We start from the raw sequence: 17,324 nt of genomic DNA on the forward strand, positions 1-17,324 counted from the left end.
TGCAACATGAAGGCTCTTATGGGAGCCGAAATAAACTATTTATATTCTAGATAGTATAACAAAAATATAATGATGGTGACGTAACCTCTGAACATGCTTGAAAGTGAATTTAAAGCCCTGTTTTTATTACAAACCATATTTTTTACTATTTTTTAGCTACCATGGACCTGAAAATATCTGATTCTAAAAGCAATACAAAAAAAACAACCACTACAACAGTTTATCCCGGTAGTCCTTATCCTTTGGGCGCCACATGGGATGGGAAAGGAGTGAATTTCGCGCTGTATGCTGATAATGCCACAGGTGTGGAGTTATGTTTATTTGACTCAACAGAGGATACAAAGGAATCTGTTAAAATTAAAATGACGGAGCGTTCCCACCAGGTGTGGCACGCATACCTGCCGGGTACCAAACCCGGACAACTGTACGGTTATAGGGTACATGGTCCGTTCGACCCTCTTAATGGCCACCGCTATAATCCCAACAAGCTACTAATCGACCCTTATGCCAAAGCTATTTCCGGCACAATTGAATGGCACGACTCTCTTTTCGGCTATGAGTTCGGCCATCCAAATGAAGACCTGAACCGGAACAATACCGACAGCGCTCCCTTTATTCCGAAGGCTGTGGTGGTAGACTCTTCCTTTGATTGGGGTGATGATAAGGCACCTAAAATACCGTATTACAAGTCTATAATATATGAAACGCATATAAAGGGTTTTACACAGTTGCATCCGGATATACCGAAAGATATTCGCGGAACCTATGCAGGATTAGCGCATCCTGTCACTATCAAGTACCTGCAGGATTTAGGTATTACGGCAATTGAGCTCATGCCTGTGCACCATTTTATAACTGACCGCTATCTGGTAGAGAAGGGCCTGACAAATTACTGGGGCTACAATTCTATAGGTTTTTTTGCCCCTGATGTACGGTATACCAAGGGTGGCACGCTTGGAGAGCAGGTGGTGGAGTTTAAGAATATGGTCAAGGAACTGCACAAAGCAGGTATAGAGGTGATACTGGACGTGGTGTATAATCATACGGGTGAAGGAAACCATTTAGGTCCGACGCTTTCTTTCAAGGGCATCGATAACGCCTCCTATTACCGCCTGGTAGAGGATAACAAAAGGTATTACATGGACTATACCGGCACCGGTAACACTTTAAATTCCAGTTTACCTAGCGCGCTCCGGCTCATCATGGACAGTCTGCGGTATTGGATCACGGAAATGCACGTGGACGGATTCCGCTTCGACCTGGCCTCTGCGCTGGCACGCGAACTTCACGGTGTAGATAAATTGGGTTCCTTTTTCGATATCATACACCAGGACCCCATTATATCACAGGTAAAGCACATAGCTGAGCCCTGGGACGTAGGTGAAGGAGGTTACCAGGTAGGTAATTTCCCAGCTGGCTGGACAGAGTGGAACGGTATGTACCGGGACTGTATGCGCGACTACTGGCGCGGTGAGCACAGCATGCTGGCTGAGTTTGCAGAGCGCTTTACCGGCAGTTCGGACCTTTACCAGGATGACTACCGCCGGCCTACAGCCAGTATTAACTTTATTACGGCCCACGATGGTTTTACGCTGAACGACCTGGTGTCGTACAACGAAAAGCATAACATAGAGAACGGGGAAAACAACAACGACGGGGAGAGCCATAACCGTTCCTGGAATTGCGGAGAGGAGGGACCTACCGAAGATCCGGCAATTATAGCCTTACGTGAAAAGCAGAAACGTAATTTCCTTACCACTTTGTTTTTGTCTCAGGGAGTGCCCATGCTGGTAGCCGGTGATGAAATTAGCCGCACGCAGCATGGCAACAACAACGCGTATTGTCAGGACAACGAAATCTCATGGCTCAATTGGAAGGAGGCTGATACAGATCTGCTGGAATTTACCAGAAAGCTCATCCAGTTGCGCAAGGACCATCCTGTTTTCTGCCGTCGTCGCTGGTTCCAGGGGCAGCCTATAAAAGGTGTTGGTGTAGAAGACATTGCGTGGTTTCTTCCGGAGGGCGAAGAAATGAGCGAAGAACACTGGAGTCACGACTATGCAAAATCACTGGCTGTGTTCTTAAACGGTCATGGCATCCACTCTCTTGGCCCAAAAGGAGAGCAGGTGAAGGACGATAGCTTTTATGTGATATTTAATGCGCATCATGAGCCACTTGACTATATACTGCCCGATAAAAAGTATGGCAATAAGTGGACAAAAGTTTTGGACACCCATGAAGATGTGGTGGGAGAGGGAACAGAAGTGTATAAAGCAACAGAAACTATAAAAGTAAATGCCCGCTCTGTTGTGCTACTACACCACCCTCTGACAACTAAAACCAAATAATGTTTTAAGAGGCAGTTGCAACTTTAACTGCGAATTTAATTAAAACAAGCAGGTCGCACTCCGTTACGAGGAGGTGCGGCCTGTTTGTTTTACACAGCTTTTGAGTCTGGAATGTGTAGACTATGTCAACTATTGTTTCAGTACTTTTAGCTTCAGGTTTTTGTCACCGTGGCGGGCTGAGATAATGTATAATCCAGCCGGGCGATCTCTGCCTATCTCGAGTGTTAGTCTGTTCCTTCCTTGCTGTAGCTTTACTTCTCGAAGGAGCACATGGCGGCCCACTGCGTCTGACATAAACAATTGCAGCATCTCTTCTGTCTCAGCCTTTACTTCAAGTGTAAAGCTGCTGGAGAAAGGGTTAGGGTAGGCTGTTGCTGTAAAGTGCTCCTGTTCAAAAGTCACCATTTTCACCTCAGAGTAAGTAGAGGCTCCGTCAGTGTCTATCTGCCTGAGGCGGTAATACCGGGTGCCTGTCTTGTTATCTTCCGTATCGTGAAAGGTATATTGCAGTGTTTGTTGGGAATTACTGCTTTTGCTGGCTACAAAGCTCAGTGTCCTGAAGTTTTCTCCATCAACCGATACCTCTACGTCGAAACCTTTATTATTTTGTTCTGAAGCTGTTTCCCAGTAAAGGACGGCGGCTGTTCCCTGTGTGCTAACTTCAAATATGCTCAGCGTAACAGGCAATGGCACAGTGCTTTTAACCTGGTAAGCACCAATAGAAATGTTCTCTTCGTTCTTTAGGCTGTTGCCAAAAAAGTCCTGAGTACCGGTTTTGATTCCGAAAAGAGCCGATAAATCAAGTCCTTTATCAATGAGTGGTGATGTTTCCTGCAGTTCATAGCCACTTAGCGTGAACAATTTAGTGGGGTCTGAAATAGTAACTCCTTTGCCCGGGTCGTTCAGCTGCGGATCAACAAAATAACCCACAGGCGATCCGTTTAGCGTTTCCTGCCTTTTTGCTGCCGGCCCCGTTGCTGCACGCCAAGCTTCAAGTGAAGTATAACGCTTGTTTTTCTCCCACTCAATATTCAGGTCTTCTCCTGCATTCCAGTAGCTGTTGCCCTGGAAAAGTATATCAGCATTGTCAGCTGTGTTTGTCACGGTCTTCACAGTGCCCGGAGTGGTTTGAAAAACATTGTTTCTGATCCGGACTTGTCTATACAATTCTCCAAACAACCTGATGGCAGATGGCCAGCCGCTAGATGGCGTGAGATATACCGTGTTGTTGTACACTTCCACATCCTGAATGCCGCCGCTTGAACCAGAAGACCAGAAAAGAATACCAGCGTAACTGTTCTTGCGCCCATCATTTTCACTAATATTGTACCGTATGGTCACGTTTTTCAGTGGTGGGGCGCCTCTATATTGTGAGACGAGAAAGCCAGCCCCATCATTGTCATGGGAGTAGTTGTACTGCATAACAGCATTCGTCACACCGCCATCTATATCGAAGCCGCCACCGTCTTTAGTGCCACCGGTTTTGTTGTGGTGCGCCTCATTATACTGGATTAACACGTCGTTGCATTTGTAGGCCCAGACACCTGCCGGGCCTGTGTCCCGTGCATCACTGAACTCGCCGTTGTTATAAACTTCGCAGTATTCTATCAGCACGCCGTCTACATCCCCTATGACAATGCCGTTACCTGTATGGATGTCACGGCCTTTGATGCCTGTGATGTTAAAAATTTTGTTATGGCCTACATACATGTTTTGGTGCCCGAGCTTCGCCTCTGCGTAAGTCACGATGCCCGCTTCGCCGTTGTCATGTATCGAGCTGTTGGTGATAGAGACTCCATAATAGCCTTGCGCTCCATTCCAACTTCCAATGTATATCCCTTTATCAGAGTACCCGGAGATATCCACCCCGTTTATTGAAATATATTCAAGGCGGGAGCTGCTCGGCAGATCCGTGAAAAACTCAATTCCATTGCTTTCGTTGCTCGTTCTCCCCGAGCCCTTGATGACAATGTTTTGAATTTTAAAGCCAGCTGAATTCTGTACGCTGAACCCCACATTGTCGCCGCTGCTGATGGTGGCTTTCCCTTCACCATAAGAGCTAAACACAATAGGTTCAGAGGCAGTACCACCAACTTTTTCGCCAAATACGATGCTGCCCACAAAAGTTTTTCCCCCTTCGAAGAGGACGCTATCGCCGGGGCTGAAAATAGTGCTGTTAACTTTAGTAATACTGGCCCAAGGCTGGCTCTTGTTGTTACCGGAATAAGTGTCGTTCCCGGACAGGCTAACATAGAAAGTAGCCGCTTCTAACGAGTGTGAAAGGAGGGCCAGCACAAAGCAGGTGGAATAAAGAAATGGCTTCATGTGGATGTATGCAGGTAATATGTGCATATTATTTACCTGTTTACTGCCATAAAGTTTTTGTGGTTCGGCCCAGGGAGGTCTAAAAAAGCGCTGCTTTCTTTAAACTGAAGTTATAAAGCTATTTTATTCAATTAGTTAAGGTTTTAGTAGCGACTGCGAAATCAGGCTTCGAAGAAGACACTCCTGTATATGTATACTTGTCATGTAAGAATAAGAGATCAGCGCGATTTCAGAAAGGTACATGAACGTGTATAATGTTTAAGCCACAGTTTTTGAGGTGCCCAGATCTAAACTTTATAAAGCAACAAACCCGCTCCGGTACACCGGAGCGGGTTTGATAAGTATGTGCTATAAATCTAATTAAATTTCGAGCACGATTTTCTGCGTCAGTACTTTGGAGCCTGTCACCAGCCTGATGATGTACACCCCGCGGGTTAAGCCTTCTGCCGTCAGCTCAAAGCTGCGTGTTACATTTGCCTCTGCTGTTCCCTCGTAGAGCCGGCGTACCAGTCTGCCTTGGATATCGTAGAGGTCCAGCGAAGCCCCTTCAGCGGCGGACAAGGTGAACTGCACCGTTGCGTTTGTGGTGAAGGGATTCGGGTAAGCCGTCAGTTGCGCTTCGTTCAGCTGCGGTGCTTCCTCTTCCAAGGTTGTGGCACTCATTAGGCCGGAGCCTGTAGACGTAGCCAGGTAAGGCGAGAGTTTGTTTCCTGCGATAGGGGCCTCCATTGTTCCGTCAGGCCATGCCCAGGCCACAGCCAGGTTATCGCTGCCTGAAGCTTCCTTATGCAGGGCCTCGATGTAGTACTTCTTGCCTGCCTCCAGGCGTACGGCCGCAGACTTCTGCGAAGCGTACTTGTTCCACTGCCTGCTGGAGGTATAGCCGGTCACGGAGGCAATCTTCTTTTTATTGGCCGGGCTGTCGTCGGTGCTCAGCCACAGCTCAGCGTTGTCGTCGCCTGCAATAAAGAAGGTGTAGTCCCCGGTCTGCGGCGGGCAGATGTAGCCGCTCACACGGGCACCGTAGTTGCTGCCTATGTTGGTCGGCGCCTCGAACAGGCTCAGCTGGCTGGTGCTGGTCGGCTTGGTGCCCAACGGGATGCCGACCACACTCTTGCCCAATATGTCGTTCCATTGCTCGCGCAGGATGCTGCCAGTAGCTGAGCAGATTTGCTCAGGTGGTGCTGGAGCCTGCTCAGCGGGCGAGAGTTTGTTTCCTGCGATAGGGGCCTCCATTGTTCCGTCAGGCCATGCCCAGGCCACAGCGAGGTTATCGCTGCCTGAAGCTTCTTTGTGCAGGGCCTCGATGTAGTACTTCTTGCCTGCCTCCAGGCGCACGGCCGCAGACTTCTGCGAGGCGTACTTATTCCACTGCCTGCTGGAGGTATAGCCGGTCACGGAGGCAATCTTCTTTTTATTGGCCGGGCTGTCGTCGGTGCTCAGCCACAGCTCAGCGTTGTCGTCGCCTGCAATAAAGAAGGTGTAGTCCCCGGTCTGCGGCGGGCAGATGTAGCCGCTTACTCGGGCACCATAGTTGCTGCCTATGTTGGTCGGCGCCTCGAACAGGCTCAGCTGGCTGGTGCTGGTCGGCTTGGTGCCCAACGGGATGCCGACCACACTCTTGCCCAATATGTCGTTCCACTGCTCGCGCAGGATGCTACCCGTGGCAGTGCAGGAGGTAGGGGGCACTATGGTGACAGGCGGTTTGCTAGGGCATGAGCTGTCGTTCACCACTGTGATAGTATGATGGAGTACCTGTTGTTGGTTGCTTTTATCAGTAAAAGTGTACTTTATGGCTTTATTGCCTGTTCCAGCATTAAGGGGATTAAAGTATTTGCCCTCCGTAACGCCTGGTCCACTGTAAGTTCCTCCGGTTGCCGTACCGAAATCAAGCGGTGTCGTGCCGCTATTCAGGCATAATTTACTATTTGCTGTCAGGTGGTGTGCTCCTATAGCATAACTGCTTCGTTGTACTATGCTGTTGCCGTAAAAATCGGTTGTACCTGTATTCTTGCTAAGTGTTGTAGCGAGGTCAATTCCTTTTCCGAGTAGAGGTGAGTTCTCCTCCTGCTCATAACCTTGGAGGGTGTGTAACAAGTGGGTATCGCCTAGCGTAATTCCCTGGCCCGGCTGCTTCAGTTCCGGGTCCAGGCTATAACCCGACGCAATTCCGTTCAGCTTTTCCTGGCCAGTGGCTGTGCGCCATGCTTCCAGTGTAGAATATGTGGTTCTGCCCCACTTAAATTTTGCACTGCTTCCTGTAGCCCAATAATTGTTTCCCTCGAATTTAACATCTGTTGTTACTGCTGCATTTACCAGCTCAAGGCTATTGGTAACCTGAAAAATGTTGTTTCTGATTTGAGCAGACACTGCGCCACCGCTCTGTACATAAAGCGCTTTAGGCAAGCCACTGGGGGCAGGGGTGAGGTAGACGGTGTTATTGTAGACTTCCAGATTCTGTATCCCGCCGTTAGCGCCTGAAGACCAGATGTGTATGCCGCCGTATCCGTTTTTTCGGCCGTCATTTTCGCTGATGTTGTACCTGATAATAATTCCTTTCATGGCAGGTGCCCCTACATATTGTGCCACAAGGTAGCCAGCCCCCTCATTGTCATGAGAGTAGTTGTACTGCACGATACTGTTGGTGCACCCTCCGTCGATGTCGAACCCGCCGCCGTCTTTTGTGGTACCGGTCTTATTGTGGTGCGATTCATTGTATTGGATAATAAGGTTATTGCATCTGTAACCCCAGATTCCAACCGGGCCGCCAGATGACCAGGCGTTGAGCCAGCCGTTGTTATAAGCCTCACAGTGTTCAATGATGGCGCCGTCCACATCACCTAGTACAATGCCATTGCCACTGTGTGAATCCTTTTTCTCGGGCAGGCCGGCATTGTTATAAACCTTATTGTAAGCAACATACACGTTCCGGTGAGCGAAGGGGACCTCAGCATAAGTGCCGATACCTTCATCACCGTTGTCATGTACAGAGCTATTGGTAATGGAAATATTATCATAGCCGCTCGTGCCGTTCCAACTCCCTATCGACAGACCAGTGTTTCGGTATCCATGTATCTCAACATTATTAATCGCAATATAGTCCAGTCTTGTGTTATCGGGCAGGTCCATATAGTACATAATGCCGTTGCCTTCATTAGTTGTACGGCCCGAGCCCATAAAAACCAGGTTCTCTATTTTAAAACCCGCAGAATTGTAAATGTAAATACCTGTGCTATTTCCACTATTGATGATTGCCCTCCCGGTTCCGTAAGAGCTTACAACAATTGGTTTGGCAGCAGTGCCCTTTACACCTGATTCAAAATAAATGCTTCCTGCAAAGGTGCTGCCTGCTTCAAAAAGAACTGAATCGCCGGGACTAAATATTGTTCCGTTGATTTTGTCGACGCTGGCCCATGCCTGGTTTTTGGATGTGCCTGTGTTTGCATCTTTGCCTGATGCGCTCACATAATAGTTTGCCGCCTCTAGCGAATAGCTAAGGAAGACCAGCATGATGCATGCTGCCAGGGATAATAATCTCATAAGGGGAAAAGATAGTTACTACTGTTGAAATTTTCCGGGAATAAAATGCCGCAGCCTGTTCTATAAAGCATATAGATTGCCCTGCTAACTCAGCTATACCGGCCCATTAAGGCTAAGGCTCCACTAGAAATACAAGCAGTAAGATGCTTAAATAGATTAGGTGTGATAATATGGACTTATTTATTTGATTTTATTTCATTAGGCGTTGATGATAGTACTCTTGCCCAAGAATATTCTGGCTTTTTGGTTTGGAGAGGTATAGGTTTATTCATACTAGATTGGTTAGTGGTTTCATTGTGCTAATATATTTATAATATAAATATATATGTATGTCTGCTACAGAATATTTTTTTATATTTTACATTATGCTCATTAAATGCTTGTCACAGATGTTTTTATGAGGTTTCATACAGGAGGTCAATATTGCCATTTTAAGATTTTCTGTATATGTTACAGCTATTTATTAAATATATTATATTTAGTTTAGAATTTAAAAAATCATATTATTAGGAAAATTTGATTTGTATTGTAGCTTTAGCTGCCTTTGAGCAGAGGGAAGGGGAGAATATTGTACTTTATGTTATAACATGGTTGTACTAGATAATTTTTTGGGCCGTGCGGGTAAAGAATTGAAAGCCTAACGTATACCTATGGCAGCATCAGTATATCTGTTTCAAGACATACAAAGTAAATTTGATTTTAGATAGGTTAGCATAGGAATAGAGCAGTAGAAGCTAATCATTTAAACTAAGCCACGCGCTTTTGCAGTCGACCTGAAGCTGAGTTCACGGATAGACTTTTTCACAGTGCTGACTTGCCTGAAAAAAGAAGGTGAAAACGAACCTGCTGAAGAATCATTTGTTTTATTCAACGTGCAGTGCCAAAGGATTAAAGAGAGTTGGCAGCGACATGAATGGCAGGAATACAATGCAGAAAAGTTACATCAGGCACACAATAATATGTCGTAAAAGCAGTGTAACATAGCGGGAATGATAAAGCATGCCGTAATATACCATACCTAGGCTGCTATTTTCACTTCGTGAATGTTCCTATGTCACATTGTTCTTTAAGAATGATATAAAGTAAAATGACCGGTTTAGCATTTTAATCCATTGATAAGTATAATTATAAATATGAATTTACCTATTAAAGGAAACTATTAATTCCATTTTCAGTAATGATGTACTATGTCAGCAAATGACCAGAAGCGGGATTGGGAAATCCCAAGCAGAATAAGCCGGATAAGTTCCAGGATGGAAGTGCTGTGGCAATACCGGCACCTGTTGGTGGGTTTAGTGAGGCGTGACTTTCTGCTAAACTATCAGCAGACTGTGCTGGGACCGTTCAGGATTTATTTCACCCAATCATGGCATTGGTCACCTATGTAGTAGTGTTAGATAAATTAGTAGGCATACCAACTGGCAATGTGGCTTCGGTGCTGTTTTATTTGGCGGGAATCGTACTTTGGAATCTATTTAGTGATGAGTTTATGGGGACTTCAGCTACCTATAGGGATAATGCTCTTGTTTTTAGTAATGCCTGAGTTTTGATTTGGAGGATTATCGCGAAAACATCCAGTGGTATGGGAAATGGTGAGGTGCTTTGCTTCCTAAGCTTCCTTTCAGGCTGGAGCAAACAGAATTAGTTCTACAGTATATCTTTCAACCGCTGTCATCATCCAATGCAGGCATACGCACCATACCATATTGCGCACATACACCTCAATCAGATGTCTGCACTGCCTGTGCCTGATCTGCGCCGGCAGGCAAGCTACCTTATTTTCTGGTGGGACTCTGTTGCCTTAGGTCATCTTTTTATAGGCACCGACGAAAAGCTTTCAGATGCCTCATTCAGGGATAAGTTTATTGCGGCCATTCGTCCGGCTGTGGAGCAGTATACTGCTCCCATACATAAAAGAGATGTGCAATGGGAACAGTTGCTGCAACACCGCAGGTATGAGGAGTGGAAGCGCTGGATGTGTACTGCAATGTCCGCCTGGACTGCCGCCGCAATACCTGAGAAAGTACCGGTGTCAGTTATTATCTGTACCCGTGACAGAGCTTCCTCTCTGCAGAACTGTCTGATGCAACTGCATCAATTAATATGCCTTCCAGAAGAAATAATCGTAGTAGACAATGCCCCTGTTAATGATAATACAAAAGAGGTAGTGTTGCAATTTGAAGGAGTAACGTACGTAAGAGAGCCAAGGCCGGGGCTTGACATCGCGCGCAACACGGGAGTGTTAAGCGCAAACATGCCCGTTGTCGCTTACACAGACGACGATGTGCAAGTGCACCCGCTGTGGGTATACCGGGTTTGGGAGACTTTTCAGGATGAAGCAGTGGCCGCCATGACAGGCCTAGTGATTGCTGCTAAACTGGATACGGAGGCACAGCTGATTTTTGAGAAATACTGGAGTTTTAACCGTGGATTTACGGATAAGTTATATAATTCCGTATACTTTAATGAAACGTTAGCGAAAGGTCCCCCGGTATGGGAAATAGGAGCAGGCGCGAATATGGCTTTCAGAAAAGAAGTACTGGAAAAGGTAGGTTTATTTGATGAACTGCTGGACGTGGGGGCAGCTGGCTGCAACGGTGATTCTGAGATGTGGTATAGGATACTGGAAAGCGGGCACACAATTCATTACAACCCCAGAGCAGTGGTGCATCACGAGCACCGCAGAGAAATAGAGGGCCTAAAAAAACAGATTTTCTATTATTTGCGAGGCTTTACAACTGCTGCCCTGCTGCAACAGCGGCTTCGGCGGGAGGCAGGTTACAAAAGGCACCTGTTCCAGGTATTGCCTCTTTATTACATGAAGCTTATCTGGGAAGGGTTCCCCTTTTATAATTTCCAGTACCGTACACTTTGGGCTGAGATAAAAGGCATTCTTTCAGGACTGGTTTTTTATTTGCGCAACCGCAGGCCGACTTCTAAATATTAACAGGAAGAATTTGCTGTCTTATTCTCACATGAACTCACCCCTGGTATCGGTCATCATTCCGTGTTATAACCACGGCGCATACCTGCAGGAGGCTTTTGAGAGCATATGGAGCCAAAATTATCCGTCAATAGAAATCATTGTGGTAGATGATGGTTCAGCAGACAATACGCGCGAAGTAGCTGCAAGCACGAAGGGGGTAAAGTATATCTATCAGAAGAACGCTGGGCTTTCTGCTGCCAGAAACACAGGTGTCGAGCATAGCGAAGGGGAACTTCTGGTATTTCTGGATGCAGATGACTGGCTTTTGCCTGATGCCATTAACCTGAATGTGCATTACCTGTTGCAAAATGAGAAACTAGCCTTTGTATCGGGTGGGCACGACAAGGTATTTGTAGATGAAGGGATTGTAAAAGAGGAAATCTGTGAAGTTCCCTCCGAACACTATTTCCACCTGCTGCAAGGCAATTATATAGGCATGCACGCTACAGTGATGTACAGGAGGTGGTTATTTGATGAGTTTGCGTATGACACTTCCCTGAAGGCCTGCGAAGACTATGACCTGTACCTGAGGATTACCCGTAAGTACCCTGTTCTTCACCATACCGGAAAGGTAGCAGCGTACCGGCTGCATACCTCCAACATGTCCGGCAACATCCCATTTATGCTGGCTACTGTGCTGCAGGTGCTGGACCGGCAGCAGAAGAGTATACAGTCAGCGGTGGAACAGGCAGCATTTAAAAGAGGCCATTCCATCTGGATAAACTATTACTGCGGTGAATTATACAAGAAGCTGCTTACTAAAAAGGCAACAGCCACGCCCGGTGCTCTTTCTACGTTAGTAAAGTACAAGCCTGTTTTAGGTCTGAAATATATGTTAAAATCACTCGTACATGCTTAAATCTCTTATCAAGAATAATATGCCTGCCTTTGGGTTAAGGTGGCTGCACAAAAATGAATTATATAAGGCCTATAAGCCTGCTGTAGGAACCGTGGACGCTGGTGACTTTGATCGTGCAACACCATTCAGTACCGAGTTTGGGTATGACCGGGGTGGCCCGGTAGACCGCTACTACATCGAGAATTTTCTGCAGAGAGAATCCCGCAGTATCAAAGGGCACACCATGGAGATAGGGGACAATGCGTATACTATGCGGTTTGGCGGCGATAAAATAACAAAAAGCGATATCCTGCATGTGAACGACAAGAACCCTTCGGCTACACTAATTGGGGACATCAGCCATGCTCCTCAGATTCCGAGCAACACCTTCGACTGCATTGTGCTGACCCAGACACTTCACCTAATATATGATTTTAAAGGTGCTCTGGCAACCTGCCACCGCATCCTAAAGCCGGGAGGCACCCTGCTGCTCACAGTGCCGGGTATCACGCCCATCGATCACGGAGAGTGGAAAGAATCATGGCTGTGGGCTTTCACTGATAAAGCAATGCACCGGCTTATGGCAGAAACTTTTGAGAAGGGGCAGGTAGAAATCAATACGTTTGGGAATGTGTTTGTCGCCTCGGCCTTTTTGTATGGCATGGGTTTACCCGAGGTGCCGAAAGAAAAATTGGATCACAATGACCCACACTTCCAGGTTATTATCACGGTAAAAGCGATAAAATCAGCATCTAATTGAAAGCACGGTTACGTCATATCTATTATAAATACATTGCTCCCAGGGCACTCGTGTTGATGTATCATAGGGTGGCAGAGCCGGAGTCGGATGTATGGGAAGTGGCAGTGAGCCCTGACAATTTCGAGCAGCAGCTGCAGGTCTTAAAGCAGTCTTACCATGTTGTCCCGCTAAAGGAAATGGTAGAGAGGCTTAAAAAAGGAGTTGTCGAAAGAAATACCATTGCTATTACGTTTGATGATGGATATGTCGATAACTACCAGAAGGCAAAGCCTTTGCTGAAAAAGTACAGCTTGCCGGCTACTTTTTTCATCACCTCCGGTAATGTGGGGCAGCAAAAGGAATTCTGGTGGGATGAATTAGAGCATCTGATGCTTTTTTCTGAATCACTTCCTGCTGTTATGGATATGGAGATAGCTGGAGCGGGTATAGCGTACAATCTGGAAGAGGAGGCACAGCTGACCCAAACCCTCCGGCAGCAGCACAAAGCCTGGAAAGCCTGCGAGCAGAAGCCTCCTTCCAAAAGAAGCACCCTCTTCTATCGGCTTTGGGAGAAACTAAAACCCTTGCCTGCCAGCGAGCAACAGGCAGCGCTGCAAAAAATCAGGGACTGGGCTGGTGCAGCAGCAACTGGCCGGCCGGGCTGCAGGAGTATGTCGAAGGAGGAATTGAAGGAATTAGGCCAGGAAGCGCTTTTTGATTTGGGGGGACACACTGTTTCACATGCTGCGTTAGCCTTTCATGCAGCGCAGCTCCAGGAGAAGGAAATACGGGAGAACAGAACCTTTCTGCAGGATATAGCTCCAAACAAGATAGACCTGCTGACCTATCCCTATGGCAATTATAATAATGAGACCATGGCTATAGCTGAAAAAGTTGCATTTGAAGCTGCATTTACCACGGAGGAAAAGGCTGTTACCAGGAATGCAAACCGCTATAGGTTGGGGCGGTTCCAGGTGAAGAATATTGCCGCGCCCGAGTTTAAAAAGCAGCTGCAGTTATGGAAGTACAGCATTTAATCTAACGCAATGGCAAATCTACATACACCCTTTGTTTCTGTGATTATAGCTTTTCTGAATGAGGAAAAATTTCTCACGGAGGCTGTAGAGAGCGTCCTGGCCCAAGATTACCCTCACTGGGAGCTTATATTGGTAGATGATGGCTCAATAGACAGAAGCTCTGCCATTGCTAAAACATATGCCCAGCAGCTTTCTGCCAAAATCTTTTATCTGGAGCATGAAGGGCACCTCAACAAAGGTTTAAGTGCCAGCAGGAACCATGGTATTGCGCACGCAAAAGGAGATCTGGTTGCATTTCTGGACGCCGATGATGTGTGGCTGCCCGGTAAACTGACAAACCAGGTTTCAATTTTTCAGCGTCATCCGGAGATTAGCATGGTAGCGGAGGCTTCTGATTACTGGTATAGTTGGGATAAGGCGGATGCAAAAAATGTAGCAATTGCTGTAGGGGCACCGCAGGATAAGGTGTACCAGCCAACAGAGTTATTGTATCACTTATATCCCTTAAGTGCAGGAGCTGCTCCCTGCCCTTCAGGCCTGATGCTAACAAAAGCAGCTATATTGCGAGTAGGAGGTTTTGAGGAATCATTCACTAATAAGTACCAGTTGTATGAAGACCAAGGCTTTTTGAACAAAATATACCTAAAGGAGAAGGTATATATATCGTCTGCCTGCAATAACCTTTACCGGCAGCGCACTGGCTCCATTGTGCAATGGGTGCACGCTGACGGTCATTATCACGACGTAAGAGTTTACTTTCTGAAATGGTTTGAAGCGTATCTGCAGCGGGAGCAGGTAGAGGATAAGGGCGTGAACAAACTTCTGAAACAGGCATTTCACCCTTACCGCCACCCCAGGTTGTATTATCTTACAGATGTATTACCTGGTAAGATGAAGCAGTACTTGCGTAAAAGGAACCTGATGTTGTTGAAGTAATATGCCGCAGTTAACAGTATTAATGCCGGTTTTCAATGCTCAAAAGTTTTTAAGGGAAGCTATTGATAGCATTTTACAGCAGTCCTTAACAGATTTTGAATTTTTGATCATCGATGATGCATCTATTGACGGGAGTGTGGAGATTGTAAAATCTTATACAGATCCGAGAATCCGTCTTGTTCTCAATGAGAATAATCTGGGAATTTCAGCAACTCTGAACAAGGGCATTGCGCTTGCAGCCACAGAGTACATTGCACGCATGGATGCAGATGATATCAGTTACCCGGACCGGTTAAAAAAGCAGCTAAGTTATATGCAGGCGCACCCTGAATGTGCGATGGTGTCTTCTTTGGTGAGAGTCATTTCGGAAGACGGCCAGTTTGTGAGGCAGGACAAGTTTGAAAGTGATTATTTCTATTATAACCTCACCTTTATCTGCTGGATATATCATCCTACGGTTATGTACCTGAAGAAAGCTGTAACAGAGGTAGGGATGTATACAGTACCCTACGCAGAGGATTTTGAGCTTTTCTGGCAGTTAAGCCGGAAGTATGTGATTTATAATCTGCCAGAAGTGTTGCTCGACTACCGCGTTACTAACCAAAGTCTGCACCAGGTGCTTAAGAAACAGGAGTATGAGCAGGCGCAGCAAGAGCAATTGTTGCGCAACTTTCGGTACTATGCAGGCCCGGGTTATACCATTCCTGCTAGTTTTGTGGAGTGTTTGCAGCATAATTTTCAACCCTTACTGGCAGAGCAGAGTGTTAGCAGCGTCCTGGCCTGTGTCAGAGAACTGGATAAGCTAACGAAGGCCATTTTAGCAAGGGAAAATGTGAACAGAGATGCAACAGCGATAAAGGAAGCAGCTAAGTATAAGAGGAGGTTTATTCTGGCTTTTTTTGGTAAAGAGCTGCCACGCGTTAAAGGCACTATGTTATTGCTAAGAGCAGGCTATTTTAAATTACTGTATCAAATTATTTAGTCATATCTGTTACGGCTAGCGTAGTTGGCCATCAAACTATTTTTGAACTCCTGCATCAATCGTATTGCAATATGCTGCAGATTTATGCACTTGTTCTTGTTGATATAGCTGTATTGACTTTACAGGCATTGCCCATTTTGCCAGATCAAGTTTTATATTGTTCCACAACTTAATGAAACAAATATGATGGAAAGAATTCCATCTTCTCCGCCATTTATTGAACCGCTACCATTTACACAAAACCGCCCTTTTTGGTCGGTGATGATTCCAGTTTACAATTGTGCCCAATACCTTACAGAGACGTTGGAGAGTGTACTCGAACAAGGTGTGGATTCATCGGAGATGCAGATAGAGGTGATAGATGATGCCAGTTCAGACGCCGATGTGGAGGCCCTGGTGAGCCGTGTTGGTAAAGGAAGGGTAAAGTATTTCAGGCAGGAGCAGAATGTGGGAAGCCTATGCAATTTTGCGACTTGCATCAATCGGGCGCAGGGGCAGGTGGTGCATATACTGCATGGTGACGATAGAGTGAAGAAAGGATATTACAATAAGCTGAGTGAACTGTTTCAGAGGCACCCGGAGGCAGGGGCTGTCTTCTGCCGATACACTTATATAAATGAAAAAGGCCATAGGTTGCACGACCGGAGGCCTGAGATGAACGAAGACGGTATTTTAGAAGATTGGCTTCTGAAGATAGGTGAGTATCAGCGGGTGCAGTACGCGGCCATTGCTGTGCGGCGGGATGTGTATGAAGCGTTAGGTGGATTTTATGGTGTAACGTACGGTGAGGATTGGGAAATGTGGGTTCGGATAGCTTATCATTATCCAATCGCTTATACTCCGGAGGTGTTGGCTGAGTATCGCAGACATGCCAATTCTATATCGGGGCAGAAGTTTGTTAAAGGGTATTACCTGAAGGACCTTCAGAGCGTGATGGGCTATATTCAGCACTACCTCCCGGCAGAAAAGAGAGAGCATCTGCTGAAAAAATCAAAAAAATTTTACGCCCATTATAGCATGCGCGTGGCCAATAAGGTTTGGCATTCTTCTCATAACAAAGTTGACGTTCATCAACAGGTAAAGCAAACACTTTCCATGCACAGCGATCTGCTGCTATACTGGAAAGTTGCTAAGATCTATGTTAAGATGCTTATAAACAGAAGGTAAGTTTGAAGTTATCTTTTTATCCTTCGACTGCCGTTCAAAAAAGAATCCTTTCCCTAAAGTTCTGTAACTCTTCATCAGAGTTGGTTGTCCGGCATGAAAGACCAATCCAGTACGGTATAGATAATAAATAAACCTAATCGTACTACTGCCCGAAAAGCTCTAGATAAGACGCGAGTGTCGTGTCATGAACCTAATTAACGTGAACTCGGGAATTAAGCTAATGTTCTGGAGGGTCTAAACCTTGTGTTTTGGTGGTCGAGAAAGGTATAGGCTGTCAGGCCTGAGAGGATATGGACCAAGGCGTTGAGGGGATTTCGGTGGCGGGTGTGGTCGATGTCGCACACAGTCATGAGGATGTCGTTTACAGCCTCTATGCCCCCTCTCTTCCTCAGGTTGAGCTTGTCTGAGAGCGTTAGGAGCATGTGC

General features: G+C 46.3%; 12 protein-coding genes. 9 read left to right on the top strand and 3 right to left on the bottom strand.

The window, feature by feature from the left end; genetic code table 11:
* Positions 1-161 precede the first annotated feature (161 nt).
* Positions 162-2,348: a glycogen debranching protein GlgX gene (glgX, locus tag E1919_RS10205; protein WP_162053288.1), complete on the top strand. Its 2,187-nt coding sequence runs from the start codon at positions 162-164 to the stop codon at positions 2,346-2,348.
* Between the two features lie 129 nt (positions 2,349-2,477).
* Here the strand turns inward: glgX and E1919_RS10210 are convergent, their stop codons facing one another.
* Together E1919_RS10210 and E1919_RS10215 are read right to left on the bottom strand one after the other, a co-directional pair.
* Entirely contained in the window at positions 2,478-4,673 is a 2,196-nt protein-coding gene (locus tag E1919_RS10210) for a right-handed parallel beta-helix repeat-containing protein (protein WP_162053289.1), read from the bottom strand.
* A gap of 360 nt (positions 4,674-5,033) precedes the next feature.
* A complete protein-coding gene (locus E1919_RS10215) occupies positions 5,034-8,213 on the bottom strand; it encodes a PA14 domain-containing protein (RefSeq protein WP_162053290.1) in 3,180 nt (1,059 codons plus the stop codon).
* A 1,187-nt stretch (positions 8,214-9,400) separates the two neighbouring features.
* Here E1919_RS10215 and E1919_RS10220 point away from each other — a divergent pair.
* From E1919_RS10220 to E1919_RS10255, 8 genes are all read left to right on the top strand, one after another.
* Positions 9,401-9,601: a hypothetical protein gene (locus E1919_RS10220; protein WP_162053291.1), complete on the top strand. Its 201-nt coding sequence runs from the start codon at positions 9,401-9,403 to the stop codon at positions 9,599-9,601.
* A gap of 341 nt (positions 9,602-9,942) precedes the next feature.
* Positions 9,943-11,160: a glycosyltransferase family 2 protein gene (locus E1919_RS10225; RefSeq protein ID WP_162053292.1), complete on the top strand. Its 1,218-nt coding sequence runs from the start codon at positions 9,943-9,945 to the stop codon at positions 11,158-11,160.
* 28 nt (positions 11,161-11,188) lie between these two features.
* Positions 11,189-12,058: a glycosyltransferase family 2 protein gene (locus E1919_RS10230; protein WP_162053293.1), complete on the top strand. Its 870-nt coding sequence runs from the start codon at positions 11,189-11,191 to the stop codon at positions 12,056-12,058.
* Positions 12,051-12,797, top strand: coding sequence for a methyltransferase domain-containing protein (locus tag E1919_RS10235; RefSeq protein WP_162053294.1), 747 nt, complete (start codon positions 12,051-12,053; stop codon positions 12,795-12,797). The genes E1919_RS10230 and E1919_RS10235 overlap by 8 nt, the downstream gene beginning before the upstream one ends.
* The gene (locus E1919_RS10240) at positions 12,794-13,813 is read left to right on the top strand and encodes a polysaccharide deacetylase family protein (protein WP_162053295.1); all 1,020 of its coding nucleotides are present in this window, start codon (positions 12,794-12,796) and stop codon (positions 13,811-13,813) included. The genes E1919_RS10235 and E1919_RS10240 overlap by 4 nt, the downstream gene beginning before the upstream one ends.
* A gap of 9 nt (positions 13,814-13,822) precedes the next feature.
* Positions 13,823-14,749 (top strand): glycosyltransferase family 2 protein, encoded by a 927-nt coding sequence (locus E1919_RS10245; RefSeq protein WP_162053296.1) that lies wholly within the window; start codon positions 13,823-13,825, stop codon positions 14,747-14,749.
* A gap of 1 nt (position 14,750) precedes the next feature.
* Positions 14,751-15,731 carry a glycosyltransferase family 2 protein gene (locus tag E1919_RS10250; RefSeq protein WP_162053297.1) on the top strand — a complete coding sequence of 327 codons (981 nt, stop codon included), beginning with the start codon at positions 14,751-14,753 and terminating at the stop codon, positions 15,729-15,731.
* 183 nt (positions 15,732-15,914) lie between these two features.
* Positions 15,915-16,898 (top strand): glycosyltransferase family 2 protein, encoded by a 984-nt coding sequence (locus tag E1919_RS10255; protein WP_237144228.1) that lies wholly within the window; start codon positions 15,915-15,917, stop codon positions 16,896-16,898.
* Positions 16,899-17,110: 212 nt separating this feature from the next.
* Here E1919_RS10255 and E1919_RS10260 read toward each other — a convergent pair.
* Positions 17,111-17,324: transposase (locus E1919_RS10260; RefSeq protein ID WP_237144230.1), on the bottom strand; the 214-nt coding region annotated here is incomplete at its 5' end.

The organism is Pontibacter pamirensis (assembly GCF_010015475.1).
In the GTDB taxonomy this organism is placed as follows: Bacteria; Bacteroidota; Bacteroidia; order Cytophagales; family Hymenobacteraceae; genus Pontibacter; species Pontibacter pamirensis.